Genomic DNA, 26,818 nt, shown 5'->3' on the forward strand with positions numbered 1-26,818 from the left:
ACAGATTGGAATCACACAGAGGACACAGAGAACACGGAGGAACTGAAGACGCGATTGAAGTTTCTCTGTGTCCTCTGTGTCCTCTGTGTGATGCTCTATCAGAAAGCTGTACCCGAACGATGCTCTGCAAAGTGGTATCAGCCGCCGGGAGGTGCTGGCGGAGCGGGACGCCGCGCCACAGATTCGTAGCGCAACCGAAATCCGACGTCACCTTCCCCGGCTCCGGCCGCGCCGTCTCATTCCGAGCGCGCGGCCCGGGCCGCGGCGGCACCGCCTGCGCGAGGCAAGATGCTCGACGCGCTCTCCGTCTCCGACCCGCTCACCGGGCTGAAGAACCTGCGCTACTTCCACGCGCGCCTGGAGGAGGCGTGCGCGGCGGCCGCGCGCGACGGCACCCCGCTGTCGCTGCTGGTGGTCGGCCTCGACCGCTTCGAGGCCGTCGCCGACCGCCACGGCCGCTCCGCCGCCGAGCAGGTCCTGGCCGAGGCGGCGCACGCGGTGTCGCGCGCCGTCCGCGGCACCGACACCGCCGCGCGCCTGGGCGGGACGGCCGCCCACACCGGCGGCGAGGAGTTCGCGGTGCTGCTCCCGGGCGCCGGGCTGGTGGCGGCCATCGGTGTGGGCGAGCGGATCCTGCGCGCCGTCCGCGAGGTGCGCGTCGAGCTCCCCGAGGAGGAGGTCCGCGTCACCGCCTCGGCGGGGGTCGCGTCCACCGAGGAGGGATGCACCGCGCCGGGAGACCTGCACGCGCGCGCCGACGCCGCCCTGGAGTCCGCCCGGCGCGCGGGCCGCGACCGGCTGGGGGTGCTGGACGGCCAGGCGGCCGCGCTGTCGGCGGCGCGGTCCGGGGGCGGCGGGTGAGCGGGGAGCGCGTCCCCCTCACCCCCGCGCAGGCCCTGGCCGCCGAACTGCACCAGCCCGGCGGCCGCATCGTGCTGGTGGTGGCCGACGGGCTGGGCGGGCTCCCCGTGGAGCCCGGGGGGAAGACGGAGCTGGAGACGGCCGCCACGCCCAACCTGGACCGCCTGGCCGCCGAGGGCGCCGTGGGGCTCTCCGTCCCCGTGGCGCCCGGGATCACGCCCGGCTCCGGCGTGGGGCACCTGGCGCTCTTCGGCTACGACCCGGTGGCCACGCCGGTGGGGCGCGGCGTGCTGGAGGCGCTGGGGATCGGGATGGAGGTGGGACCCGGCGACGTGGCCGTCCGCGGCAACTTCTGCACGCTGGCCGCGGACGGCACCGTGGCCGACCGCCGCGCCGGCCGCATCCCCACCGAAGAGAACCGGCGCCTGGTCGAGAAGCTCCGCCCCGTGCTGCGCGCCGAGGGCGTCGAGGTCACCCTCGAGCCCGTGCGCGACTACCGCGTCGCCCTGCGCCTGCGCGGCCCCGGCCTGGGCGACCGCGTGGAGGACACCGACCCCGAGCGGACCGGCGTCCCCCCGCTGGAGCCGCGCGGCGAGGACGGGCCGTCGCGGCGCACCGCCGGGGTCGCGGCCGCGCTGCTGGGCCAGGCGCGCGAGGCGCTCGAGGACGAGCACCCCGCCAACTTCCTGCTGCTGCGCGGCTTCTCGCGCCTCCCCCACTTCGTGCCGATGGACGAGGCGTACGGGCTGAAGGGCGCGGCGCTCGCGCTCTACCCGACGTACCGCGGCCTGGCGCGGCTGGTGGGGATGACGGTGGTCGAGGAAGTGACGACCGTCGAGGAGCAGACGGCCGCGCTCCGGCGGCTGTGGGGCGGCTACGACTTCTTCTTCGTCCACCACAAGCCCACCGACAGCACGGGCGAGGACGGCGCCTTCCAGCGCAAGGTGCAGGCGATCGAGGCGCTGGACGCGGCGCTCCCGGCGATCCTGGCGCTGGAGCCCGACGTGCTGGTGGTCACCGGCGACCACTCGACGCCCAGCCGGATGAAGTCGCACAGCTTCCACCCCGTGCCGCTCCTCCTCTGGGCCCCCGCCACCGTCCTCCCCGACGAGGTGACGGCGTTCGGCGAGCGCGCCTGCATCCGCGGCGGGCTCGGCCGCCTGCGCGCCGCCGAGGTGATGCCCCTCGCCCTCGCCCACGCCGGCCGGCTGAAGAAGTATGGGGCGTGAACCCGAGGGGGCATCCAGGGTCGAAGGATGAGCACTGTCTGGTAGAGAACTGTTCAGGGATTGGCTCTGAAAGGATCTCACACAGAGAAACAGAGAAACAGAGGAACAGAGGACTCGGGGTTCTCTGTTCCTCTGTTTCTCTGTGTGATTCCAATCTGTTTCCGTTCGGGGAGGGACAGGCGCGCCAGGCGCCGGGGCGGGGGCTGCCGGCGGCCGCGCTGGAGCCGGCCGAAGCAGAATGACGTTGTTTGTCCTTCCGCGCGCCGAAGCGGCCCCGGATCTCTCGCGCCTTCCGCCCGGGCCGTGTAGAATGCGCGTCCGGTGCCCGGGATGGACACGCCTCTCGATTGTCACACGGGGACGACGATGCTCCTGAAGCGCTTCTACGACGACAAGCTGGCGCAGGCGAGCTGGATGGTGGGGTGCGACGCCACCGGCGAGGCGCTGGTGGTGGACCCCAACCGCGACGTGGAGCGGTACGTGGCCGCCGCGGCGAAGGAGGGACTGCGCATCGCGCACGTCACTGAGACGCACATCCACGCCGACTTCGTCTCCGGCGCGCGCGAGCTGGCCGCCCGCACGCAGGCGCGCCTCTACCTCTCCGACGAGGGCGGCGACGACTGGAGGTACGGCTACGCGAAGGGTGACGGCGCAGTGCTGGTCAGGGACGGCGACCGCATCGACGTGGGCCGGGTGCGCGTGGACGTGCTGCACACGCCGGGGCACACCCCCGAGCACCTGGCGTTCGTCGTCACCGACACCGCCGCCGCCGACCGGCCGATGGGCGTCTTCACCGGCGACTTCGTCTTCGTGGGCGACGTGGGGCGCCCCGACCTGCTGGAGCGCGCCGCCCGCGTCGAGGGCACGATGGAGCAGGGCGCCCGCACCCTCTTCCGCTCGCTGCGGCGCTTCAAGGGCGCGCTGCCGGACTGGGTGCAGCTCTGGCCCGCGCACGGCGCCGGCTCCGCGTGCGGCAAGGCGCTGGGCGCGGTCCCGTCCTCCACGCTCGGCTACGAGAAGCTCTTCAACTGGGGGCTGGCGGCGGAGGACGAAGACGAGTTCGTGCGCGCCGTGCTGGCCGGCCAGCCCGAGCCGCCGATGTACTTCGCCCAGATGAAGCGGATCAACCGCGACGGCCCGCCCCCGCTCGGCGGCTTCCATGTCCCGCCGCGCCTCCCCGAGGCGGAGCTGGAGGCGGTCCTGGCCCGCGGGGCCACGGTGATCGACACGCGCCCGGGAGCCGAGTTCGCGCGCCGCCACGCCGCGGGAACGCTGAGCGCGCCGCTGGTGAAGAGCTTCCCCACCTACGCCGGCTCGGTGGTCGCCTACGACCGCCCCTTCTACCTGGTCGTGGACGAAGAGCAGCCCGGCGCGGTACAGGCCGCCGTGCGCGACCTGGCGCTGATCGGGCTGGACCACCCCGTCGGCTGGTTCGGCGCCCGCGCGGTGGACGCCTGGGCGGAGGGGCACGGCCGCCGCGCCGCGATCCCCGACTGGAGCGCCGAAGAGATGGAGCGGCGGCGGGTGACGGGCGAGGTCGAGGTGGTGGACGTGCGCAACTCGTCGGAGTTCGAGGCGGGGCACCTCCCCGGCGCGCTGAACTTCCCGCTGGGGCGCCTGGCCGAGCGCCTGGGCGATCTGCCGCGCGGGAAGACGCTGGTGGTGCACTGCCAGGGCGGCGGCCGCGCCTGGGTGGGCGCCGGCCTCCTCCAGGCGCACGGCTTCGAGGTGGCGCACCTGGCGGGCGACTTCGCCGGCTGGAAGGCGGCCGGCCGTCCGGTCGAGACCGGAGCCGCCGTCCCCGCCTGAGCAAGATCGAAAAGCCTCACACGGAGTTAACGGAGTCAACGGAGTTGTTCCTCCGTTAACTCCGTTTACTCCGTGTGAGACATGCAGTTGCGGTCGTCTTCAGCCCGCCGGAGACCCTTTCGCCCGGCGCGTGGCGGAGCGTTGCTCGGGGAGCGGGGTGCGCACGCGGCGGGTGGCCTGCAGCGCCGGCATCAGCGCGAAGCCGGCCAGGTTGGGGAACCAGAACGCCAGCACGCGGAAGCCCAGCACCACGGGCGACGCCGTGGCCATGGGCACCCCCACGCCCGTGAAGATGCCGATCATCATCACCTCCACCAGCCCCACCCCGCCGGGGATCACCCCCACCTTTCCCACCAGGAGCGGGATCCCGTAGCCCGCCAGCAGCACCCCGAACCCCACCGGGGTGCGCGCCGCCATGAACATCAGGTACAGGCAGGTGGCGTCGAGCGCAACGCCCAGCGCCGAACCCAGCAGCGGGCCCTTCCACCCGCGGCGCTTGAGCAGCCCCATGGCGTCGAACATCCCCTCCAGCGTGGTGCGCAGCTGCTCCGGGCGGGCCGGCTTGCGGCGCATGCGCGCCCACCTGGCCTGGATCTTCACCGCCAGCCGCTCGGCCCCCGCGTGGTGGCGCGATCCCCACCAGGCGAGACTTCCGGCCACGACCACCACCAGCATCGAGAAGATGAACGCCCCCCAGAGCGCGGTCGTCAGGCGCCGCAGCAGCATGAGCTGGATCATTCCCAGCACCGCCGCGGCCGCCACCACCCCCGCGTTCAGCAGCGCGGGGAGCCAGCCGGCCAGCACCGCGCCCTCGGCTCGCACCCCGCCGTCGCGCAGCCACCGGTAGCTGGAGCCGCCCATTCCCACCAGCCCGCCGGCCACCAGCCCCACCGCCCCGGCGGCCACCGTCACCACCACCGCCCGCGCGAGCGGCAGCACCTGCCCGGTGAGCAGCACGATGCGCCGCATCATGTAGCCGAGCGCCACGTAGCTGAGCACCTCGGCCAGCACGGCGAGCCCCACGTACCCGTAGCGGAAGCTACGCAGCACGCGCACGGAGTCGCGCAGGTTACCCAGCTTGGGGAAGAGCACGTACACGCCCAGCCCCAGGATGACGATCAGCACCAGGTGGCGCACCCAGTGCGAGCGCCCCTTCTCGACCTCCTCCGCCTCCTCCTCGGTCTCCTCCCAGAAGGCGCGCAGCTGCTCCACCTCGTCCGGCGGGAGCGGCTCCATCGGCGGGTCCGCCGCCGGGTCGCGATGGAAGGGGTTGCGGTGCGGAGTCACGTCGTCGGCTTCGGGGGTGGACGGGAGCGCGCGGGCCGGGGCGCGCGAAAGGCAGGCGACGCAGGGAGCGCGCCGGGTGCGTCTACGGAGGGCGGCCCCGCCGCGTTTCGCGGCCAATCTAGGCGCCCTCTCCGCCGGAAGCGAGCGGGTTTCGCCGACAGGACGAACTGCGGGTTTGGGCGTGTCCCTCCGCTGCGCTCCGGGCCGGGCTGCGCGCGCGGTAGGGCACGATACGACTGTGCCCAACCGCGCCGGGCCCCGGTCGCGCCAAACCCCCGGCGCGCCCGTGTCCCGGCCCTCCGGGCGCGCATCCCTCACGCAACCTCAGGGGACAGGGAACAGGGAACAGCCGACAACCCAATTCCGCGCCAAGCCTCGTAAAGTCCACCCTCTCCCGAAGTTGGGAGAGGGTTGCCGCTCTAAGGCGGCGGGTGAGGGCCCCCCGCCCCGAGCCCCCCGATCCGCAGTTCCGTACTTTCGTACTCCCCTACCTCCCCACCGGCCCCACCCCGATCGCGGAGTAAAGCGCGTCGGGCTCGTACACCACGCCGTCCTTCACCACCAGCCGCGTGCGGCGGATGTCGGAGATGCGCGTGAGCGGGTCGCCGTCCACCAGCACCAGGTCCGCCAGCTTCCCCGGCGCGATCGTTCCCAGCCGGTCGTCCTGCTTCGCCACGCGCGCGGCGCCCAGCGTGGCGATGTAGAGCACGTCGCCGGGCGGGATGCCGGCCTCGGCGTACAGCTCCAGCTCGCGGTGCAGGGTGAAGCCCGCCAGCCCGTCGGTGCCCGCCACCAGGCGCACCCCCGCGCGGTGCAGGTCGGCCGTCATCTGCATCAGCCGGCGGTGGCTCTCGCGGTAGCGCGCGTCCATCCCGTCGGGAACCGGCAGACCGCCCAGGCGCACCCCGCGCCGCACGTTCGGCGGGAAGCGGCCGACCACCGACGCGAACGACGGCGACACCTCCCCCAGCCGCGCCGTGAACATGTCCTCGAACACCGCCAGCGTGGGGTCCACCACCACGTCGCGCTCCTTCAGCAGCCGCACGAAGCCGCGCCACGCCTCGCCCCGCAGGTCCAGCCCCGCCGCGCCCCGCGCCACCGCCGTGAAGCGCGCCGGGGTGCGCGTGTCGAGCGAGTCGCCCAGGAAGTTCAGCGCCAGGAAGTTGGCGTGCTGCAGCTCGTCGATCCCCAGCCGCACCGCCCGCTCCGCCGTCATCGGCCAGGGGATGTGCCCGCTCACCCGCAGGCCCCGCCGGTGCGCGTGCTCGATCACCACCGGCAGGAGCGCCGTGTCCAGCGAGCTGTAGACCTTGATCTGCTGGAAGCCGAGCCGCGCGTACTCGTCGACCGCCGCGCGCGCCTCGTCGGGCGTCGTCGGCTTCGGTCCCACCGGCCCGGTGAAGGGGCCGGGGCCGTCGATGAACCCCGCCATCACCGGCAGCCGCGGCCCGAGCGACTCGCCCGCGTCCCAGCGGCGCCTGAGCCCCAGCACCGTGGCCGTGTCGTTGGCCAGGTCGCGCACCGAGGTGACCCCCGCCGCCAGGTTCAGCGGCCCGTCCAGCGGGCTCACGTGCGCGTGCATGTCCCACAGCCCCGGCAGCAGCGTCTTCCCCCGCCCGTCCACCACCTCCGCGTCCGCGGGGACGGCGGTCGACGCGTCGGGCCCCACCGCCTCGATGCGGCCGCCGCGCACCACCACCGTCGTCCCGGGCCGGCTCTGGCGCGACTCGGGGTCGAAGAGCGAGACGCCGCGGAACACCAGCGGCCGCGCGGGCCGCCGCGCCAGGCGGCGGGCCAGCTCGCCCGCGCGCGCCTCCTCGGCCGCGCGCTGCGCCGCGAAGAGCGCCGGGAGCGCCGCCTCCCACCCCTCGCGCACGGTGGCGATCCACTCGCCGCCGGACATGAAGAACTCGCCCTCGGGGGTGAGCCACACGGGCTGCGGCTCGAAGCCCAGCCCCGAGACCAGGTACTGCACCACCCGCTGCGTGCGCCCGCCCGCGCTCACCTCCAGCTCGCCCGCGCGCTCCAGCGTGGCGCGCCCCTCCGGGAGCAGGTCCAGCGCGCCGCCGGCCGCCAGCAGCGCCCGCACCAGCTCGTCTCCGGGCGTGGCGGAGTAGATCGGCAGGTAGGCCGCCGGCGCGGAGACCGCCTTCTGCCCCTCCTCGGTGCTGTTCTTCCAGCTCGCGCGGCCGTTCTCCAGCGTGAAGCGGTCCGTCACCGCGTTCTTGTAGTAGTCCACCCCCGACGTCTCGATCAGCACCGGGCGGCCGTCCGCGTCCAGCCGCACGCGCGTCTCCAGCTTCGGCCCGCGCCCGCGGTCGTTGAACTCGTAGGTGTAGCGCAGCTCCCCGTCCGCCGTCCTCCACGCCCGCCCGCTCCCCGCCGCGCGGGTCCCGCTGCCCATCATCACCGCGTAGCGCTGGGTGTCCGCCTGGACCGTCGTCGACTCCGCGGGCGAGGCCGCCGCGAGCGTGAGCAGGAGCGCGAGCATGGGTCGGGTGGGGTGGAGGATGATCGGGAGACGGAGGATCGGACCGGCGGTTCCCAAGGTGCCCGCGCGACCGCGCGCGCCGCAAGGGATTCGCGTCCGGACCGGGGGCCCGCGAAACCGGACGACGGCCACGGGGTGGCCCTCCCTGGCGGAGGATCCAGCCTTCTCTCCGGTCCCAAACGCATGAATTCTACGGACTCAATGGCATGCTCTTACCATTGCATACGGTTTTCTTTCGAGGCGCACGTGGCGCAAAGAGAGTCTTTTCCGTTCCTGGATTGGCTTCTACAAAGGACGAAGCCGTATCACGTCGTGCAGTATGGCCATCTGTATCCCCGATCTAGCACGCAACCTGCATAGCGGCCCTCGTTTTTTTGTACAGGGGCCTTCCGCCGGCACCCGCCGCAACCTTCTTCTTCATCTACAAACCCGGTTCCAGCATCTACTTAGATGATCCCTGGCCGAAGCCGGGGAAGTGCTTGCGGCGCCTGGAATAACCCCTCGGCATGCATGTTGCTTCGCCGTGCCCGGCGCTTTTGCGGAAACGTCCACCGTGGACACCCGCGCAGGCGGCTCGGACCTCACCCGGCGATCCGGTCATGATGCTCAGCACTCCACCTCCGGTCGAAGCACCCGAAGCGGCGGAGCTGCGCGGCAGGATCTTCACCGACCTCGACCGGCTGGCGTTCGCGCTGGAGATGGAGGCCGCCGAGCACCTCGAGCAGGGGCGCGAGGCCGAGGCCGCCCGCACGCAGGAGCAGCGCCTGGGCGTGCGGCTGGCGCAGCGGCTGGTGGCCGGCGTGTGGGCCGACGAGGTGGACCTCCGGCTCCGGCGCTGGGCCGCCGAGTACGAGGCACGCCTGGCCCCGGCGGCGCCATGACCGCCCCGGCGCGGCGGGCGCAGGCGGCGGGGCCGGGTCCCCGCGTGGAAGCCCACGCGGCGCGCACCCGCGCGGCCGTGTGGGACAACGCGACTTCTCGCGCCGCCCCGGCGGCGGGCCGCCGGGGCCCGCGTCCCGGGCGGCGCTTCCACATGGGTGGGCGCCACGCCGGGCGCGCCGCGGGTGCGCGCGCCGGCCAGGGTGGGAGAGAGCGCGCGGCGTAGGGCGCCGCGCCGGGGTCCGCCGCCGGGAGCCGCGGCGGGGGCGGCCGCGACCGGCCGCGCGGGTGTGGGCGAGGTGGCGCGCACGTCGACGGCGCGGGAGCGAGGGACGCCCCGGCCGAGCATCGCAGCCAGAGGAGAGCGGGGGAGCGCCGGGCCGGTGCAGTGCGGGCCCGGGGAGGGCGGCGTGTTGGGCGGGTCCCGCGCCGAACGGCGTAATCACTGCAACGGGAGGGGTGGAGTGGCTCGCAAGGTCCTGGTGACGGGAGGGGCGGGGTTCGTGGGGAGCCACCTGGTGGACGCGCTCCTGGCACGCGGCGACCGCGTGCGCATCCTCGACAACCTCGACCCGCAGGTGCACGGCCCCGGGCGGCGGCTCCCCGAGTGGGTCCCCGCCGACGCCGAGACCATGGTGGGCGACGTGCGCGACCCCGACGCGGTGCGCCGCAGCCTCTACGGCGTCGAGGTGGTCTACCACCTGGCCGCCGCGGTGGGCGTGGGCCAGTCGATGTACCAGGTGGCCGACTACACCGCCACCAACACGCTGGGCACCGCGCACCTCCTGCAGGCGCTGGTGGACGACCGCGGTAGCGTGGAGCGCGTGGTGGTCGCCAGCTCCATGTCCATCTACGGCGAGGGGCGCTACACCCGCCCCGACGGGAAGGAGCCGCGCGTCAACAGCCGCTCCGCCGACCAGCTGCGCCGCCACGAGTGGGAGCTGGTGGACCCCGACGGCGTGGTGCTCTCGCCCGCGCCCACCGACGAGGGCAAGCCGCTCGACCCCACCTCCATCTACGCGCTCACCAAGGCCGACCAGGAGCGGATGGTGCTCCAGATCGGCGCCGCGTACGGCATCCCCGCGGTGGCGCTCAGGTTCTTCAACATCTACGGGCCGCGCCAGGCGCTCTCGAACCCGTACACGGGCGTGGCCGCCATCTTCAGCGCGCGGCTCCTGAACGGCGAGCCGCCGCTCATCTACGAAGACGGCGAGCAGCGGCGCGACTTCGTCTCGGTGCACGACGTGGTGCAGGGCCTCCTCCTGGCCGCCGACGAGGAGGCCGCGGTGGGGAAGGCGCTCAACCTGGGCTCGGGGCGCGCGGTGAGCGTGCGCGAGGTGGCCTCCACGCTGGCCCGCGTGCTGGGGAGCGACCTGGAGCCCGTGGTCACCGGGCGCTGCCGGGTGGGCGACATCCGGAACTGCTACGCCGACATCTCGCTGGCGCGCGAGGTCCTGGGCTACGAGCCGCGCGTCGCGTTCGAGGAGGGGATGGAGGAGCTGGTGGCCTGGCTCGAGGGGCAGGAGCCGCCCGAGACCCACGTGGAAGCGCACGCGGCCGAGCTCGCCGCCCGCGGACTCACGCTGTGAGGAGGGGGACGATGAAGGGGAAGCGAGACTGCACGCTCGTCACCGGGGGCGCGGGGTTCGTCGGCTCCAACCTGGCCGACGCGCTCCTCTCCGAGGGCGAGAAGGTCATCGTGGCCGACAACTTCTCACGCGACGGCGTGCGGCAGAACGCGGCGTGGCTCAAGCGGAAGCACGGAGAGCGGGTGCGCATCGAGACCGTGGACGTGCGCGACGGGGCCCGCATCCGCTCGCTGGTGCGCGAGTCGAAGCGCGTCTACCACCTGGCGGCGCAGGTGGCGGTCACCACCTCGCTCGTGGACCCGCTGGACGACCTGGAGACCAACGTCCTGGGCACCTTCCACGTGCTCGAGGCCGCCCGCACCATGCTGAACCCGCCGGCGGTCCTCTTCACCTCCACCAACAAGGTGTACGGGGCGATGGAGGACGTGGAGGTGGTGCTCGAGGGCGACCGCTACGCCTACGCCGACGGGCGCGAGGGGATCGCCGAGGACGCGCGGCTCGACTTCCACTCGCCGTACGGCTGCTCCAAGGGCGCGGCCGACCAGTACGTGCACGACTACGCGCGCATCTACGGACTGCCGACGGTGGTCTTCCGCATGAGCTGCATCTACGGCACCCGGCAGTTCGGCACGGAGGACCAGGGGTGGGTGGCGCACTTCGCCCGCTCGCTCCTCTCCGGCGAGCCGGTCACCATCTACGGAGACGGCCGCCAGGTGCGCGACGTCCTCTGGATCGACGACCTGGTGCGGGCGATGCGCCTGGCGATGGACCGCATCGACACGGTGGCCGGCGAGGTCTTCAACATCGGCGGGGGCGCGGCCAACGCCGTCAGCGTGCGCGGCGTGATCGAGCGCCTGCGCGAGCTCACCGACTCCGCCGTCCCCGTCTCCCATGCCGACTGGCGCCCGGGCGACCAGCGGATCTACGTCTCCGACACCGCGAAGGCGGAGCGCGTCCTCGGCTGGCGCGCGGAGACGCCGTGGGAGGAGGGGCTGGGCCGGCTGGTGGAGTGGCTGCACGAGGCCCGGCTGGCCACCCCCGTGCTGGCGCTCTCCGAGCCGGCGGTGGAGGAGCCCGCGCTCGTCCAGGCCGCCCGCTGACGCATCGACGTCATCATCGACCTCTGCCGACCACGGAATGACGGTCACCGACACGATCACCACCACGATGAAGGCCGCGCGGCTCGTGGGCCCCGGCGAGCTGCGCCTCGAGGAGGTGCCGCTCCCCGAGCCCGGGCCGGGGCAGGTGCGCATCCGCCTGGAGGGGTGCGGCGTCTGCGCGTCGAACCTCGTGCCCTGGGGCGGCGCCGAGTGGATGCGCTACCCGCTGGAGCCCGGCGACCTGGGGCACGAGGGGTGGGGCGTGGTCGACGCGGTGGGCGAGGGCGTCGAGGGGATCGCCGTCGGGCAACGGGTGGCCGCGCTCTCCTACCGCTCCTACGCCGAGTACGACCTGGCCGACGCGGCGAGCGTGGTCCCCCTGCCGCCGGAGCTGGACGGGCGGCCCTTCCCCGGCGAGCCGCTGGGGTGCGCGATGAACATCTTCCGCAGGAGCGGCGTCCACGCCGGGCAGACGGTGGCCGTGGTGGGCGTCGGCTTCCTGGGCGCGCTCCTCGTCCGGCTGGCGAAGGACGCCGGCGCGCGGGTGATCGCCGTCTCGCGCCGCCCCTTCTCGCTGGACGTGGCGCGCGAGATGGGCGCCGACGAGCTGGTGCCGATGGACGACCACTGGCGGATCATCGAGCGGGTGAAGGAGCTGACCGGCGGCGCCTTCTGCGAGCGGGTGATCGAGGCGGTGGGGAAGCAGTGGCCGCTGGACCTGGCGGCGGAGATCACGAAGGAGCGGGGGCGGCTGGTGGTCGCGGGCTACCACCAGGACGGGCCGCGCCAGGTGAACATGCAGCTCTGGAACTGGCGCGGGCTCGATGTGGTCAACGCCCACGAGCGCGACCCGCAGGTCTACCTGGACGGCATCCGCGCCGCCGTGGACGCCGTCGCCTCGGGGCGCCTGGATCCCACGCCGCTCTACACGCACACCTTCCCGCTCGACCGCCTGGGCGACGCGCTGGACGCCACGCGGGACCGGCCGGACGGGTTCCTGAAGGCGCTGGTGGTGCCGGGGTGAGGAAGTGCGAGGTGCGAGGTGCGAGGTGCGAGGTGCGAGGTGCAAAGTGCGAACGGCCCCCGCGACATCCATCGGATGTCATTCCGAGGGAGCCCGCGCGCTGGACTCGCCTCCGCACCGAGCCCTCAGGATGACCGCGTTTTGTCGCTCGGGACTCGAGGACTAAAGCACTAAGGACTAAAGCACCAAGGACTTTCGACGTGACCGACACCCTCTCCATCCCAACCGCGTCCACGCTCGACGCCGACCGCAGCCTCGAACCCTCGGACATCCTCACGCCCCGTCTCGGCTTCCTCGGCGTCGGCTGGATCGGCCGGCACCGCATGGAGGCGATCGCCAACGCCGGCGTGGCCGAGGTCGCGGCGGTCGCCGACACGTCGCCCGAGATGGTCGCGGCGGCGAGGGAGGCGGCGCCGGACGCGGAGGTGGTCGAATCGCTCGACGACCTGCTGGCGCTGGGGGTGGACGGCGTCGTGATCGCCACGCCGAGCGCGCTGCACGCCGGGCAGTCGGTGCGCGCGCTCGAGGCCGGCGCCGCCGTGTTCTGCCAGAAGCCGCTGGGGCGCACGGCCGGCGAGGTCCGCCGCGTGGTCGACGCCGCGGGGGCGGCGGACCGGCTGCTCGCCGTCGACCTCTCCTACCGCTGCACCGAGGGGATGCGCGCGATCCGCGAGCGGGTGCGCGCGGGCGAGCTGGGGAAGGTGTTCGCCGTCGACCTGGTCTTCCACAACGCGTACGGGCCCGACAAGCCGTGGTTCTACGACCCCGCGCTCTCCGGCGGCGGGTGCGTGATGGACCTGGGCGTGCACCTGGTGGACCTGGCCCTGTGGACGCTCGGCTTCCCGCGCGTGGAGGGTGTCGCCGGCCGCCTCTTCGCCGGCGGCGAGCCGCTGGGCCCGAGCCCCGACCGCTGCGAGGACTACGCGGTCGCCGGCATCTCGCTGGAAGGGGGGACGGAGGTGCGGCTGGCGTGCTCGTGGAAGGTGTCCGCCGGGCGCGACGCGGTGATCGAGGCCGCGTTCTACGGCACGGGCGGCGGCGCGGCGCTGCGCAACGTCGACGGCTCGTTCTACGACTTCACCGCCGAGCTGTACCGCGGCACCGCGCGCGAGACGCTGGCCGCGCCGCCCGACGCGTGGGGCGGCCGCGCCGCGGTGGAGTGGGCGGAGCGCCTGGCCGCCGGCGAGCGCTTCGACCCCGCGTGCGAGCGGCTGGTGGACGTGGCGGAAGTCCTCGACCGGATCTACGGCCGATGAAGATCCTGCTCACCACCGACACCGTCGGCGGCGTCTGGGACCACGGCGTCACCCTGGCGCGCGAGCTGGACGCCGCCGGCCACGAGGTGCTGCTGGCGGTGATCGGCGAGCCGCGCGACGAGCGGCTGGCGCGCATCCCCGCGGGCGTGCAGGTCGTCTCGCGCCCCTACCGGCTGGAGTGGATGCAGGGCGCGGAGGCAGACGTCCCCGCCGCGGCCGCCTGGCTGGCCGAGCTGGCGGCGCTCTGGGCGGCCGACGTGGTGCACCTGAACCAGCTCGCCTACGCCGCGTACGGCTTCCCCGCGCCGGTGGTGACCGCCGCGCACAGCGACGTCCTCTCCTGGTGGACGCACGTGCACGGCTGCGAGGCGCCCCCCGGGTGGGCCGCGTACGCCCGCTGGGTGGGCGACGGCCTGCGCGCCGCCACCGCCGTCGTCACGCCCACCGGGTACCAGGCGGCGCTGCTACGGGATCACTACGGCGTCCGTCCCACGCGCGTGATCCACAACGGCATCGAGCCGCCGCCCGGAGAGCCCGCCGCGCGCGGGGAGACCGTCGTCCTCAGCGTGGGCCGGCTGTGGGACCGCGGCAAGGGCGTCGACGTGCTGGACGAGGCGGCGGGGATGCTGGGCCCGGACTTCCCGCCCGTGCACGTGCTGGGCGAGACGGTGGCCCCCCACGGCGAGGTCTTCACCGCGTCGAGCCTCGTCGTCCACGGCCGCGTGGAGCGCGCCGAGGTGGACGCGTGGATGCGGCGCGCGTCGATCTACGTGGGCCCCTCGCGCTACGAGCCGTTCGGGCTGGCCCCGCTGGAGGCCGCGCTCTCCGGCTGCGCGCTGGTCTTGAGCGACATCGGCACCTTCCGCGAGCTGTGGGACGGCTGCGCCGAGTTCTTCCCGCCGGGCGACGCACGGGCCCTCGCGGACGTGCTGGCGAAGCTGGCCGCCGACCCGGTGCGCCGCGCCCGCCTGGCCGAGGGCGCGCGCAAGCGGGCGCTGCGCCGCTACACCGCGCCGCGCATGGCCGAGGAGTACCTGGCCCTGTACCGCCAGCTCGTCCAGCAGCGCGCCGCCGGCCGCCCCCCCGAGCCGCTCCCCCCGCTGGCGGTGGCCTCATGAAGATGAAGTTCCGCGTGAGGCCAGCCCCTCCGCGCCGCCCCCTCGTCCGCGCCGAAGGAGTCCGCGAAGGCGGACTTTGCGCCGTTGTTGCCGCGGATTCATCCGCCCTTCGCCCGGCCTTCCCCCGAGCCCGCCCCTGACGATGCGCATCGTCTTCTTCGTCCACAGCATCGTCTCGGACTGGAACCACGGGAACGCGCACTTCCTGCGCGGGCTGATGAGCTCGCTCACCCGGCTGGGGCACGACGTCTCCTCGCACGAGCCCCGCGGCGCCTGGTCGCTCGCGAACCTGCTGGCCGACCACGGCGTGGGCCCGGTGGTCGAGTTCGCCCGCGCCTACCCGGAGATCGACGTCCACGCGTTCGACCCCGCGTCCCCCGCGCTGCAGGAGGAGCTGGCAGCGGCGGCCGCGGGCGCGGACGTGGTGGTCGTGCACGAGTGGAACGAGCCGCACGTGGTGAACGCGCTCGCCCGCCTCGCGCCGCGGGCCGGGGCGCTCGCCGTCTTCCTCGACACGCACCACCGGCCCTGGAGCCAGCCCGAGGCGATCGCCCGCTTCGACCTCCTGGCCTTCGACGCCGTGCTCGCCTTCGGGCGCGTGCTGCGCGACGTCTACCGCGCCCGCTTCGGCGTGGCGCGCGCCTGGACCTTCCACGAGGCCGCCGACGTCGTGCGCTTCCGCCCCCTGGCGCGCGAGAAGGAGCAGGACGTGGTCTGGATCGGCAACTGGGGCGACGAGGAGCGCACCGGGGAGCTGCGCGCCTTCTGGCTCGACTCCGCGCGGGCGCTGCCGGAGCTCCGGTTCGTCGCGCACGGCGTCCGCTACCCCGAGTACGCGCTCGCCGAGCTGGCGGACGCCGGGGTGGAGTTCCGCGGCTGGGCGCCCTCGGCCCGCGTCCCGGAGATCTTCGCCCGCAGCCGCGCGACCCTGCACGTGCCGCGGCGCGCCTACGCCCAGGCGCTGGCCGGGATCCCCACCATCCGCGTCTTCGAGGCGCTGGCGTGCGGCATCCCCCTGGTCAGCGCCCCCTGGCACGACGCCGAGGAGCTCTTCCGCGCGGGCGACTACGCCGTCGCCCGCACCCCGGCGGAGATGCGCGACGCGCTGAAGCGGCTGGCGGCGGACGAAGACGCGGCGCGCGCGCAGGCCGAGCGCGGGCTGGAGACGATCCTGGCGCGGCACACCTGCGACCACCGCGCCCTGGAGCTGCTGGACATCGTCGCCGGGCTGGGCGCGGCCGGGAGCGCGGGAACGCTGGCAGGGACCGCCGTCGCCGCGAGCGGATGATGGCGCGGCTTTCGGAGGCGGAGTTCAGGGCGACGTTCGACGCGCCGATGCAGCGGGTGGGCATGGACGAAGGGCCGCCGTTCGACTTCTGGCCGTACGTCGACGCCATCCCGGCGGAGGACTTCGAGGGCCACGACTGCTCCCCCGGGTCCGTGACGTACGCCTACCGCGACGAAAGCGGGCGCTACCAGCACGTGCTGATCGACTCGGAGGCCCGCGACGTCTTCATGGCGGTGGTCCTCGACCTCCGGGCGGAACGGGTGGTCGGCCATCACCTGCTCGACCTCCCGAAGCTCTACGGTCCCGACGGCGAGAGCGAGGAGCCGGCATGAAATCCACCGCAGCGGCGGAGGCCACGTGGAGCTGACCTTCTTCGGATCGTCCCTCGTCTCGTCGTACTGGAACGGCGCGGCCACCTACTACCGCGGGCTGCTGCGCGCGCTCTCGGACCGCGGGCACCGCGTCACCTTCTGCGAGCCCGACGCCTACGACCGCCAGCAGAACCGCGACCTGGCGGAGGACCCGGACTACGCGCGGGTGATCGTCTACCGCTCCGAGGCCGAGCGCGGCACGCTGGTGGCCGCCGCGTTCGAGACCAGCGACTGGGTGATCAAGTGCAGCGGCGTGGGCGTGTGGGACGCCGAGCTGGAGGAGGCGCTGGCCGAGCGCTCCGGCGGCCGCGCGCGGACGGCGTTCCTGGACGTGGACGCGCCCGCCACCCTCGCCCGCATGGCCGCCGACGCGGCCGACCCCTTCCGCGCGCACGTCCCCCGCTACGACCACGTCTTCACCTACGGCGGCGGCCCGCCCGTGGTCGAGGCGTACGAGCGGTGGGGCGCGCGGGGGTGCACCTGCATCTACAACGGCCTGGACCCCGACGAGCACCGGCCGCTGGAGCGCCCCGAGCGCCCCGGGTTCGACCTGCTCTTCATGGGGAACCGGCTGCCGGACCGCGAGGCGCGCGTCGAGGAGTTCTTCCTGCGTGCCGCCGCCCTCTGCCCCGAGCACCGCTTCGTGCTGGGCGGCGAGGGGTGGGGCGACAAGCCGATGCCGCCCAACGTCACCTGCCTGGGCCACGTCCCCACCGCGCGGCACAACGAGGTGAACGCGTCGGCGCGGCTGGTGCTCAACATCCACCGCCAGTCGATGGTGGAGAACGGGTGGAGCCCGGCCACGCGGATGTTCGAGGCCGCCGGCGCCGCCTGCTGCCAGGTGACCGACGTGATGCGGGGGATCGAGGACTTCTTCGCCCCCGGCGAGGAGATCCTGCTGGCCGCCGACGGCGCCGAGGTCGCCCGCCTGGTGCGCGAGACGGGCGACGACCAGGCGCGCCGCATCGGCCAGGCGGCCAGGCGGCGGGCGCTCACGAGCCACACCTACGCCCAGCGCGCCGCGCAGATGGACGCCGTGCTGCGCGCGCCGGTGGCGGAGGGCGTCGCATGAAGCTGGTGGTCTTCGGCCTCTCCCTCTCGTCGAGCTGGGGGAACGGGCACGCCACCACCTACCGCGCGCTGCTCCGGGCCTTCGCCGCGCGCGGCCACGAGGTCGTCTTCTGGGAGTGGGACGCGCCCTGGTACGCCGCCAACCGCGACCACCCCGAGCCCCGCTACTGCGAGCTGAAGCTGTACGCCGACTGGGACGCGGTGGCCGCGGAGGCCGTCGCCGAGGCGCGCGAGGCGGACGCGGCCATCGTCGGCAGCTACGTGAACGAGGGCCCGCGGGTGATCGACGCGCTGGCCGGGGCCGGCGTGGACCCGCTCTTCTTCTACGACATCGACACGCCCGTCACCGTCGCCGCGCTCCGCAGCGGCGGGGCCGAGTACCTGCGCACCGACCAGGTGCCGCTCTTCACCCGCTACCTGTCGTTCACCGGCGGCCCGTTCCTGCAGGGCGTGGTGGAGGGCGAGCTGGGCGCGCGCGAGGCGGTGCCGCTCTACTGCTCGGTCGACACCGGGCGCTACCACCCCACCGAGCCCGACCCCGAGCTGCGCTGCGACCTGGCCTACATGGGGACGTACGCGGAAGACCGGCAGCCGGTGGTCGAGCGCTTCCTGCTGGAGGTGGCCGAGCGGCTGCCGCGCCAGCGCTTCATCGTGGCCGGGCCGCAGTATCCGGCGGACATCCTCTGGCCGGGGAACGTGCGGCACCTGACGCACCTGCCCCCGCAGCGGCACCCGCGCTTCTACAGCAGCGCCGCCTGGCAGCTGAACGCCACCCGCGCCGACATGGTGGCCGCCGGGTGGTCGCCCTCGGTGCGGCTCTTCGAGGCGGCGGCCTGCGGCGCGGCGATGCTCTCCGACCGCTGGCCGGGCCTGGACCACTTCTTCACCCCGGGGAAGGAGATCCTCCTCCCGGAGTCCACCGGGGAAGTGGTCGAGATCGTCCGCTCCACGCACCCCGACGACCGCCGCGCCCTCGGCGCCGCCGCCCGCGCGCGCATCCTCGCCGCCCACACCGCCGAGCACCGCGCCGGGGAGCTGGAGCAGCTGATCACCGCGCCGGCGACGGCGATGTAGCAGGCTATATGGGTTAGTGTGGGGAAAGAAAAAGCCGGAGTGGGGTAGCTCAGCGGCTCAGCGGTCAGAGAAAACTGAAGAGAAGAACGGTAATACCCAACGCAAGTACTGCGGCACAGTAAAACAACAGATCGGGTACTCTCAGGCTCGTTGAGTCAGATTCTGCCCTAGCGCGAGTACCAGCGAGTGCATCGTAAGCGGTCTGGTGCTCGGACGTACTGCGAATGATTGCAGGCGAAAGCAGGAGGGTTGGAATCGCTATGAACAGATCCAGAATAGCCCATATCGTGAACAGGCACTGACGGGCTAGCATACGGCCTCGACTGGGTGAACTCCCTGCCCGGTCTGCAATCCACAGTCCGGCCATTCTGAATCCGACCGTACTCCCAGCTCGTCGCAGGTACTCGAACTGAATGAATGTGGAGGTACCCACCCCAACCAACAATGCCGCACCCTGCATTCCAAACCGAAATAGCGCGAGGGCATCGAAGACTACTACCAGCAGGATCAGAAAACTCCACAGCGCTATAACCACCGTGAGGGCCGCGTCGATGTATTCGGCGAAAATCAGGCGAATAATCCATGTTGAGTGTCCCCCTAGCCCGACTCGGTGAGCAACCTGTAGACAGCTCCACAGGTAGAGGGGCATTGTGACAAGGGCTACGCACGCCACCATCACCCCCATTCGAGTACCCGAGAAGGGGTCCGTGTCCAGTACCGTGACGGCCGCGATTAGAACGCTCGCCACGGCCGCTGCGGAGTAGAAAGCGCGGTGAAGTACGGCTAAAAGGATGGTTGTCAGTCCGACGGCGAGCGACAGCCAGAAAACGCCTTCTGCCGCTGGTCCCAGGATGAACAGGAGAGCCAAGCCTATGGTGACCATCGGTCCGGCCCCGAGCAGACGCAGTGCCCGTCGCTCCGCTGCGAGTGCCTGTCCCGACCTCTTCCGTTCCTCTTGGTCCCGCTGCTTTCGCACAGCGATCTCGCCAGCCCGCGCGCGGTCCAGAGTGCGCCACGACCGCACCACCGATCGCACCGCAAAATCGTGTGCGAGTTCGTAGTGCGTCTGCCCCCCGGCACCGATGTGGGACCGGACCACCCCTCGTTCGAGGAGGGGCTCCAGAGCGGTCCGCAGCAGATCGGCGTCGGGGGAGGGAAGATCCAGATCGGAAGGCCGAATTGACCGCAGTTCTCGCAGCAGCAGTCGATCCGACAGCGCGCGCCGGTGGCGGACGCGGTCGGTCAGCAGGTAGAGGCAGTCCAGCCGCAACTCCCTCCAGGCCACGGGCTCGAGCCGCGCGTCGTTCCGCAGTTCCGTGAGCATGTCGTCGATGTAGTGGTCGAGAACCACGTCGGCGGGTGAAGGCTGCGACGCGGACGGCTGTGATGCGGCACCGGACTCTGTCGCGGACAGGTGTTCCCCGAGGCTGCGGTAGTGTGCCAGTCCGAAAGGAGTCTCGCACGCGTCCCGGGTGTCCCAGAGGCGCTCCGCCACCACCTGAAGAGCCGGAAGCTCGAGAAACGGATCGTCGGAAGGCGGTGGGGCGAGCCCGATTCCGTCGAAGCGGCCTCTCTGAATCTCGCCGTAAGCCTGGATCAGGTCTGCAAGGATTGCATCCCGTGTCTCCTCCGGCAGGGCCAGCCCCAATCGCGTGAGTGGGACCGTGAGAGCGCTTGCCGCCTGGCTCTTCCGGATCGGGTTCAGCTTGAAGTAGTGCGAGAAGATGTCGGGGATCGCGCTCCGGAACTCGATCATGCTGCCCACCGAGTCTTCGCGCATTGAGAAGAGCAGGTGACATTTCAGCGAAGTGTCCTGCCATACCCTCCCGAGTTCCGCGACGAAGTTCTGAAAGACGGGCGTGTTGCCGAAGTGGACGAAGAGCTCTTCGAACTGGTCGCAGATGATCAGGATGCGTGCTTCGTCCCCGAGGAAGTTTCGCGTCTCCCGAACGAACTCCACCAGCGGGAGGTCACTCCTCTCCAGCATGTGTTTCGCGAACCGTTCCGCGTATGCGGACGTGCTTTTCAGCCGTTCGATCAGCGATTCCAGCCTGGTGAGGACGGTATCGAGCCCGGGCTGCTCGACTAGCAAGGGCGAGAGGTGCACCCTCACGTCCTGCAGGGACTTCAGGTCCTCGCCTCTGAACAAGGGTAGCGTGGCTTCGCGGATCACCGATTCCTTGAATGCCCGTACGGGATCGTCCAGGCACCATGGCGGCCGTGGCCGCGTAGTGAATACCGCATAGCCGCGCTCGCGGAAGAGCGGGACAACGCCCGCGCGAATGAGGGAAGTTTTGCCGTTCCCCGAGAATGAATAGAGAAGCGAGACCCGCGAGGCCGAGATCATGTTGGCCACGATCGCGAGTTCGTCCGCTCGCGTCAGCCGGATGAGCTCTTGGTCAGCAGGGTTGTCGCTCTCAAGCGCCGTGAGAAAGCGCCAGGGGCTGGTGGATGGCATTGAGTTGGTCAGTGTAATCCCGAGTAGATCAGACTATGCACTGCGTGCAGCCATCGACCTGCACGCCTCTTCCAGCGACGTTCCACCGTGCCGCATCCACAGGATCATCGAACATTTCAAGCGCCCCGGTCTCTCTCCGATTCTTTCACGTCCTGTCGGGGGAGGATTCGACCAATTCCTGGACACTTGCGAGCAGATCCTGCATGAAAGTCGATGCATCAACGTTGATGATGTCTACGTTCTTCTTTCCCCAGAAACCTACTGTGGCGTTCCAGCGCGCGCTCTGGGTCTCGTCGCCTTCCTTCGGCGTGAAGAGCTGCACCGCATAACTTCTGGTGCCCGAGCGCTCCGCCGTGGCCTTGTAGATGACGCGGAAGTTCCAATCGGAGAGACTGTAGCCGACGAATAGCGTGGGCCATTCCGTGATGTTGGCCAGCACATAGGGGAGCAAGCGCTTATGCTCATTGTGGCTCAATGCATTGGATAGAAAGTTGATGTAGTCCTCCTCCGTGATGACCAAGTTCCTGCCGGTCGCCTGCGAGATGCAGCCGTGCATCTTGTAGAGATACGTCGGCTTCTTCGGGAGCCAGAGATGGGGGTGGCGGATACCGGGGTGCAGATGAGCGGCGTCGTCGTTTGCATCAGTACCACCATTGTAGATGATCACTTCTGGCCGGTAACCGAACACCTTCTCGTATGCTCGCTCGAAGTGATCGTCGTAATTGGTTGTGACGATCAATGCCTGGACACCCTTCCGTTCGAACAGAGCTACGAGTTCAACGAGCGTGGTGATCGTCTTTGAGGGCTTTGCTTTGGGGTTGTTCAGGTTTTCACGCAGGAAAGCATTGAGTTCGTCGCGAGAAAAGAACGATTCGTAATAGAACGCGACGGTGGAGAGTGGAACGTACTCGTGCCACTCCAACCGGCATTCCTTGGCAAACTTGCGGGACAGGTCACTGGCCGTGGGCAGGCTGGTTCCGTCAACGGTGCCAGCAGCGGCGCCCGCACCCAGAAAGATTAGTCCTTCACCATTGAGGAGTTGCCGCGCGAGCGACCGCAAGGCACCGCGGTAGTCGAACGTCGGCTTCCCGTCCGTGTCGAGGATACGCTTGATCTCACCCATTTTGGAAGCTTAACAAGATGCAACCCGGAATGCGCGACTGCTGAGCGAGCACATGCTGACGACAGCGCAACCTTGTATTCAGAATTCTTGCATGTCAATGCCTTTGTAAGGAAATCCGAGAGCGCCTTCCGGCATTAGCTATTATAAAGCGGCTTCACGCCGCTGCTTGGAGCCAAGGTGAACTGAGGGCGAGCCAGCGTCTGGCGGCCGATCGTGCGCGCCGGGGGCCGCCCTGCTATCCTTACCTCCAGACTGTGTCCGACCGCTTCACTTTTCCCGAGCCACGGATCCCATGAAGCCGCAGCGCCCGACGACGTCCGTCATCGCCATCCTCGCCGCCTTCCTCGCCCTCGCCGCGTGCGGGCCGCAGCGCACGGCCCCGCGCGCGCAGCCCGAGCCCGAGGCGGAGCCCAGCAGGCTCGCGCCGGTGGCGTGGGACTCGGCCTCGGTGCCGGACTCGATCGCCACGTGGGCGATCAGGGGGTGCCGCAGGGGCGGGGTGAACCAGCGGCGCGACTGCGTGGAGCGGGGGCTGCGCACCGTGCTGGACGCTGCGGGGATCGCCAAGGCGATGGCGGCGCTGGACCGCATCGTCGAGCGCGACACCAGCCTGCTCCCCGAGGCGCACGGGCTGGCGCACGGGCTGGGGATCGCCGCCTACCGCTCGCCCGAGACCGTGGCCGAGACCTTCGCCCAGTGCCCCGACACGCAGATCGCCGGGTGCTACCACGGCGTCATCCAGGGCTACTTCCTCGACGTGCAGCGGCGCGAGGGCCGGCTCTCCGCCGAGGCGCTGAACGCGCTCTGCGAGCCGCACCGGGCGCGCGGCAACCCGATGTTCGGCGAGTGCTCGCACGGGATGGGGCACGGGATCATGGCGGTGGTGGACTACCGCCTCCCCGACGCGCTGGCCGCCTGCGACTCGGTGCGCGACCCGTACGCGCGCCTGGGCTGCCAGGGCGGCGCCTTCATGGAGAACATCGTCAGCGCCACGCACCCCGAGCACACCGCCCACTCGCACGCGGCGCTCGGCGAGGGGGAGCACGGCGGCCACGCGGCGCACGGCGGCGGCGAGGGCCACGGCGACCACGCCGCGGGCGACGGCGCCGCGCGCGAGCCGTGGAAAGCGGTGGACCGGTCCGACCCGCTCTACCCGTGCAACGCGGTCGCGCACCAGTACCGCTACGCCTGCTACGGCATCCAGACCTCCGCCATCCTGTTCTTCAACGGGGGCGACTTCCCCGCCACCGCGAAGGCGTGCGAGGGGGCGGGGAACACGCTGGTGGAGGTGTGCTGGCGCAGCCTGGGCCGCGACATCACCGCCTACGCCCGGCGCGACCCCGCGCGCAGCGCCCAGATGTGCGCCACCGCGGGCGAGAAGGCCGAGCCCCACTGCGTCAGCGGCGCCGCCACCGCGCTGGTGGACGTGGAGTCGGACCCGGAGGACGGGTTCGCGCTCTGCCGCGTCGTCACGCGCCCGGAGTCGAAGACCGAGTGCTACCAGGCCGTGGGCCGGATGGTCGGCTTCGCCAGCGAGCCGGCGCGCCGCGAGGAGGCCTGCGCCACCGTCGAGGCGGGCTACGTCGAGACCTGCCGCCTCGCCGCCTCCCTCCCCGCGCGGAAGACGTGACGCCGATCTGCTCACACGGAGTCAGCTAAAGAATCGCTGAGAGTCTGGAAAGTTGTTGTAAATCCTTGATGTTCCGAAAGTGCCTACCGGACTTCGCGGGCCGAAACGCCCGACTTTACCGGCACACCTATCTCATGATCTAGCCCACTGGCGCGTGTGTCACGCGCCCAAAACTGAAAGCAATTGAACGGCTGCCGAGGTCCGCGCCCGCCGAACATGGTCGTTGTTCCCGGAGCTCAGCTCTTCGGGCAGCGAACAGGACCATGGCCTATCTGGTAGAGCTGGTACTGTCCGGGGGCCAAGGGAATGTAGAGGATGTCGGTGTCCCCGTTGTCAGTATAGACGCCGATCAGCCCGAAGCGTCCGACGCGCCGTAACGAAAGGGAGTCGGGAACCGCTCGCGGCAGGCCGTACTTGGTGTACGATCGGTCCTTGAAGTAGATCGTCCGGCTCTCCACGTACCAGGGCGCCTCCGCGGCGTAGACCGGCGTGGACGGGAGCGGCAGCACCGTGTCGGGCACCACGTCGTCGCCACGGGAGTACCCGAGCACGCGCGGGGACCAGGAGGTCGCGTGACCGAAGGCGGAGACCACCCAGCGGCCATCCTCGCGCCGCCATTGCACGAACATCGGAGACCGCGCGGATTCTCCCGGCGGCACGAAGCGGTTTCCGGCGACCCGCCGCCAGCGCGTCCCGTCCGCCTCAATCCTCATCTCCAGTTCGGTCCCGTACGGCCCCGAGAACCCCTGGAAGGACTCGCACACAGGACCGTAGTGCAAGACGGTCCGCAGCGTCTCCGGGGCCGCGAAGCGCCAGACCGTCAACCCCCGCCCGGGTGGCGCGCCCTCCACCACCTGCGTCCACGTCCAATCGCCGCGGCGCGGGAAGAACTTCGCCACGCTGTCATTCGGCGCACGCGTCACCGCTCGGAGAAAGGCTTCGTTCCGGCTCTCGAGCCCATCCTGGGCGGCGGCGCGGAGCGGGATCGCGAGGAGAAGCGGGAGGATGAAGAGGATTCGTGGCATGAAGCGCTTCCGGGTTGCAATGTGGATCGGTGAACGTCACCCGCCCCGGCGGCAGAGGTCCAGCCAAGGGCGAATGAATTCGCTGCAACAACCACGCGAAGTCCGCGCGATATTCGTTGATCTGGAGCGGATTGCGGGCGTCGAGCACCGGCGCGGACGCTCGTTCTACGGGCTGCGCAGACAGGCGACCGACCCAGCACCCGAATTCTCCCAGGACACGGGTGCTTAACAGCATCTCCGGCCACGCCTACAGCGCCACGCGTGAGCAGGTTTATCAGGACAAGGAGAACGAGCGGGTGCGCGCCCGTGCCGCGAAGACGCGCAGGTCCATGCGGCAGTACCTGATGGACCCGAACGCGGCGGAGCTCGACGCGATTGCGGCGTGATCCAAACCTAGTCCCACAAACAGTACCACCCGGCCCCATCGACGGAAGAGCCACGACAGCGCATCTCGCTGCTTTGTCTTCACTTACAAGACTTTGCGTCCGCAAGGACCGCGGATGCGCATGGAAATGTCCTGCAAGGGAAGGCTGCGACCGGGGTACGACATCAAGGTAACGACAAGAGAAGAAAACATCAGGTCTGCAACGTGATATGAAGTAGCGCCTCACCCACGGTGCGGGGCGGAAAGACGAAGGGCGCATCCTCCCGGGGGGATGCGCCCTTCGCCGCGCTGGCGCGAGGGGACGTCCGGTCAGTGCAGCCACGCCATGCGGGGGGCGGCGGCGGGCTCGCGGAAAGGGCCCTCGGCCAGGAAGCGCAGGCCGCCGCGGCCGGCCAGGACGCTGTACGAGTAGAAGGCGAAGCCGTTCACCCCGCGCTCGCGGCCGATGCGGATCTGCTTCTCCATCTCGGCGAAGGGGAGGCCGGCCAGCACGGCGGCGTACACGTGGCGGCCGCTCGGGCGCATCCCGTCCACGTGGTCGGCCACCATGCAGTCCCAGTCGGGGACGGCCACCTCGCCGGGGCGGCGCGGCTCGTACGTGCAGCGCCGGTCGGCCACGTAGAAGTAGGTCATGGGGACGGCGGCGTCCAGGTAGCCGCCGCTCGCCCACCCCCAGGTGTCCTGGAAGTACTCGGCGATCCCGCTGGACGAGCGCCGCCACCCGAAGCGCTCGCGGTCGTAGATCGGCCACACGGCCGCGGAGAGGGGCACGGGGCGGACGGCGTGGATGCTGTCGTGGACCTCGCGCACCGCCCGGCTCACCAGCTCGCGGCGGAAGCGCGCCCACCCGGCCGGGTCGTCCCTGGGGTCGCGCCCGAACGCCGCCAGCGACGCGGGGTCCCACCCGAAGTCGGCCTCGGGGTAGCGGATGCGGTCCAGGTGCACGCCGTCCACCGCGTAGCGGCGCACCACGTCGGCGGCCACGCGGGCCAGGTGCGTGCGCACGCCGGGGTGGCCGGGGGAGAGGTAGACGTACTCCTGGCCGTTGGGGCACCCCTGCGGCCGCCCGCTCCGGGTGTGCATGGCCCACTCGGGGTGGTCCAGCAGCACGTGGTTGGGCTGGCCGGGGGCGCTCCGCACCAGGGCGCGGCAGTCGTCGGCGCTCTTCGACTCCCACCCGGAGAGCGCGTTGATCCAGGCGTGGAGCTGCAGCCCGCGCGCGTGCGCCTCGCGCACCGCCACCTCCAGCGGGTCCCAGGTGGGCACCCCGCCCAGCACGCCGCACAGCCGCGGCGAGCACGGGTCCAGCCGCGAGGGGTAGCGCGCGTCGGAGGGGCCGCGGACCTGGAAGTAGACGATGTTGAAGTGGGCGCGCCGGGCGTTCTCCATCACCTGCCGGATGGTGGCCTCGGAGCCGTAGTCCCAGCGGTTGACCCACAGCGCGCGCGCCTCCTCGCGGAGCGCGGGCCGGGCGGGCGGCGCGGCGGCGGCGGCCGGGAGGAAGCCCGGCGCGGGGGCCGCGGCCGCGGGGCGCAGGACCCTCGTCCCCGCCAGGGTGCCGAGCAGGAGCGCGGGCGCGCAGGCGAGGAGGGCTCGCCTCGGGATGGACTTCATGCTTTCAACGGGATGGGGCCGGAGCGGCCACGGGGTCGTGCGGGAGAGCGCCGTCGGCGGCGCGCGTATGCGAGGGGGTTGGATCGCATCCAATCTATACGCGAGTCTCCGCTCCGCGCGAGGGGCGGCTGAACGG

The 26,818-nt window shown here is 71.5% G+C and carries 21 protein-coding genes; 15 read left to right on the forward strand and 6 right to left on the reverse strand.

Annotation, left to right across the window (positions count from 1 at the left end):
* Nucleotides 1–288: 288 nt before the first annotated feature.
* The 3 genes from VF746_29010 (at nucleotide 289) to VF746_29020 (ending at nucleotide 3,899) form a co-directional block, all read left to right on the forward strand.
* Complete coding sequence (locus VF746_29010; GenBank protein ID HEX8696494.1) at nucleotides 289–861, forward strand: GGDEF domain-containing protein; 573 nt, start codon at nucleotides 289–291, stop codon at nucleotides 859–861.
* A complete protein-coding gene (locus VF746_29015) occupies nucleotides 858–2,090 on the forward strand; it encodes a 2,3-bisphosphoglycerate-independent phosphoglycerate mutase (protein ID HEX8696495.1) in 1,233 nt (410 codons plus the stop codon). Before VF746_29010 ends, VF746_29015 begins: the two co-directional genes overlap by 4 nt.
* A gap of 330 nt (nucleotides 2,091–2,420) precedes the next feature.
* On the forward strand, nucleotides 2,421–3,899 hold the full coding sequence (locus VF746_29020; protein ID HEX8696496.1) for an MBL fold metallo-hydrolase: 1,479 nt from the start codon (nucleotides 2,421–2,423) through the stop codon (nucleotides 3,897–3,899).
* Nucleotides 3,900–3,998: 99 nt separating this feature from the next.
* On the opposite strand, the gene VF746_29025 is transcribed toward VF746_29020, so the two are convergent.
* Nucleotides 3,999–5,186: a YbhN family protein gene (locus tag VF746_29025; protein HEX8696497.1), complete on the reverse strand. Its 1,188-nt coding sequence runs from the start codon at nucleotides 5,184–5,186 to the stop codon at nucleotides 3,999–4,001.
* A gap of 487 nt (nucleotides 5,187–5,673) precedes the next feature.
* Nucleotides 5,674–7,677 carry an amidohydrolase family protein gene (locus tag VF746_29030; GenBank protein HEX8696498.1) on the reverse strand — a complete coding sequence of 668 codons (2,004 nt, stop codon included), beginning with the start codon at nucleotides 7,675–7,677 and terminating at the stop codon, nucleotides 5,674–5,676.
* Between the two features lie 599 nt (nucleotides 7,678–8,276).
* On the opposite strand from VF746_29030, the gene VF746_29035 reads away from it, so the two are divergent.
* The 10 genes from VF746_29035 to VF746_29080 all read left to right on the forward strand — a co-directional run bounded on the left by VF746_29035 (nucleotide 8,277) and on the right by VF746_29080 (nucleotide 18,447).
* The gene (locus tag VF746_29035) at nucleotides 8,277–8,558 is read left to right on the forward strand and encodes a hypothetical protein (protein ID HEX8696499.1); all 282 of its coding nucleotides are present in this window, start codon (nucleotides 8,277–8,279) and stop codon (nucleotides 8,556–8,558) included.
* A 462-nt stretch (nucleotides 8,559–9,020) separates the two neighbouring features.
* Complete coding sequence (locus tag VF746_29040) at nucleotides 9,021–10,145, forward strand: NAD-dependent epimerase/dehydratase family protein (GenBank protein HEX8696500.1); 1,125 nt, start codon at nucleotides 9,021–9,023, stop codon at nucleotides 10,143–10,145.
* 11 nt (nucleotides 10,146–10,156) lie between these two features.
* Nucleotides 10,157–11,245, forward strand: coding sequence for a GDP-mannose 4,6-dehydratase (locus VF746_29045; protein HEX8696501.1), 1,089 nt, complete (start codon nucleotides 10,157–10,159; stop codon nucleotides 11,243–11,245).
* Between the two features lie 37 nt (nucleotides 11,246–11,282).
* On the forward strand, nucleotides 11,283–12,269 hold the full coding sequence (locus VF746_29050; GenBank protein HEX8696502.1) for a zinc-binding dehydrogenase: 987 nt from the start codon (nucleotides 11,283–11,285) through the stop codon (nucleotides 12,267–12,269).
* Nucleotides 12,270–12,469: 200 nt separating this feature from the next.
* On the forward strand, nucleotides 12,470–13,525 hold the full coding sequence (locus VF746_29055; protein HEX8696503.1) for a Gfo/Idh/MocA family oxidoreductase: 1,056 nt from the start codon (nucleotides 12,470–12,472) through the stop codon (nucleotides 13,523–13,525).
* Complete coding sequence (locus tag VF746_29060; protein HEX8696504.1) at nucleotides 13,522–14,643, forward strand: glycosyltransferase family 4 protein; 1,122 nt, start codon at nucleotides 13,522–13,524, stop codon at nucleotides 14,641–14,643. Before VF746_29055 ends, VF746_29060 begins: the two co-directional genes overlap by 4 nt.
* A gap of 142 nt (nucleotides 14,644–14,785) precedes the next feature.
* The gene (locus tag VF746_29065) at nucleotides 14,786–15,931 is read left to right on the forward strand and encodes a glycosyltransferase (protein HEX8696505.1); all 1,146 of its coding nucleotides are present in this window, start codon (nucleotides 14,786–14,788) and stop codon (nucleotides 15,929–15,931) included.
* Entirely contained in the window at nucleotides 15,931–16,263 is a 333-nt protein-coding gene (locus VF746_29070; GenBank protein ID HEX8696506.1) for a hypothetical protein, read from the forward strand. Before VF746_29065 ends, VF746_29070 begins: the two co-directional genes overlap by 1 nt.
* A gap of 25 nt (nucleotides 16,264–16,288) precedes the next feature.
* A complete protein-coding gene (locus VF746_29075) occupies nucleotides 16,289–17,374 on the forward strand; it encodes a glycosyltransferase (GenBank protein HEX8696507.1) in 1,086 nt (361 codons plus the stop codon).
* On the forward strand, nucleotides 17,371–18,447 hold the full coding sequence (locus VF746_29080) for a glycosyltransferase (GenBank protein ID HEX8696508.1): 1,077 nt from the start codon (nucleotides 17,371–17,373) through the stop codon (nucleotides 18,445–18,447). Before VF746_29075 ends, VF746_29080 begins: the two co-directional genes overlap by 4 nt.
* 64 nt (nucleotides 18,448–18,511) lie before the next feature.
* Here VF746_29080 and VF746_29085 read toward each other — a convergent pair whose 3' ends face one another.
* The gene (locus VF746_29085) at nucleotides 18,512–20,905 is read right to left on the reverse strand and encodes a hypothetical protein (GenBank protein HEX8696509.1); all 2,394 of its coding nucleotides are present in this window, start codon (nucleotides 20,903–20,905) and stop codon (nucleotides 18,512–18,514) included.
* A gap of 145 nt (nucleotides 20,906–21,050) precedes the next feature.
* Complete coding sequence (locus VF746_29090) at nucleotides 21,051–22,028, reverse strand: SIR2 family protein (GenBank protein ID HEX8696510.1); 978 nt, start codon at nucleotides 22,026–22,028, stop codon at nucleotides 21,051–21,053.
* A 292-nt stretch (nucleotides 22,029–22,320) separates the two neighbouring features.
* Between VF746_29090 and VF746_29095 the strand changes: the two genes are divergently transcribed.
* Nucleotides 22,321–23,658: a hypothetical protein gene (locus VF746_29095; GenBank protein ID HEX8696511.1), complete on the forward strand. Its 1,338-nt coding sequence runs from the start codon at nucleotides 22,321–22,323 to the stop codon at nucleotides 23,656–23,658.
* 236 nt (nucleotides 23,659–23,894) lie between these two features.
* Here VF746_29095 and VF746_29100 read toward each other — a convergent pair whose 3' ends face one another.
* Entirely contained in the window at nucleotides 23,895–24,683 is a 789-nt protein-coding gene (locus tag VF746_29100; GenBank protein HEX8696512.1) for a hypothetical protein, read from the reverse strand.
* Between the two features lie 221 nt (nucleotides 24,684–24,904).
* Here VF746_29100 and VF746_29105 point away from each other — a divergent pair, with 221 nt between their 5' ends.
* Entirely contained in the window at nucleotides 24,905–25,069 is a 165-nt protein-coding gene (locus VF746_29105; protein ID HEX8696513.1) for a hypothetical protein, read from the forward strand.
* A gap of 308 nt (nucleotides 25,070–25,377) precedes the next feature.
* Here VF746_29105 and VF746_29110 read toward each other — a convergent pair whose 3' ends face one another.
* On the reverse strand, nucleotides 25,378–26,682 hold the full coding sequence (locus VF746_29110) for a family 10 glycosylhydrolase (GenBank protein ID HEX8696514.1): 1,305 nt from the start codon (nucleotides 26,680–26,682) through the stop codon (nucleotides 25,378–25,380).
* Nucleotides 26,683–26,818 lie beyond the last annotated feature (136 nt).

Source organism: Longimicrobium sp., assembly GCA_036389795.1.
Taxonomy (GTDB): domain Bacteria; phylum Gemmatimonadota; class Gemmatimonadetes; order Longimicrobiales; family Longimicrobiaceae; genus Longimicrobium.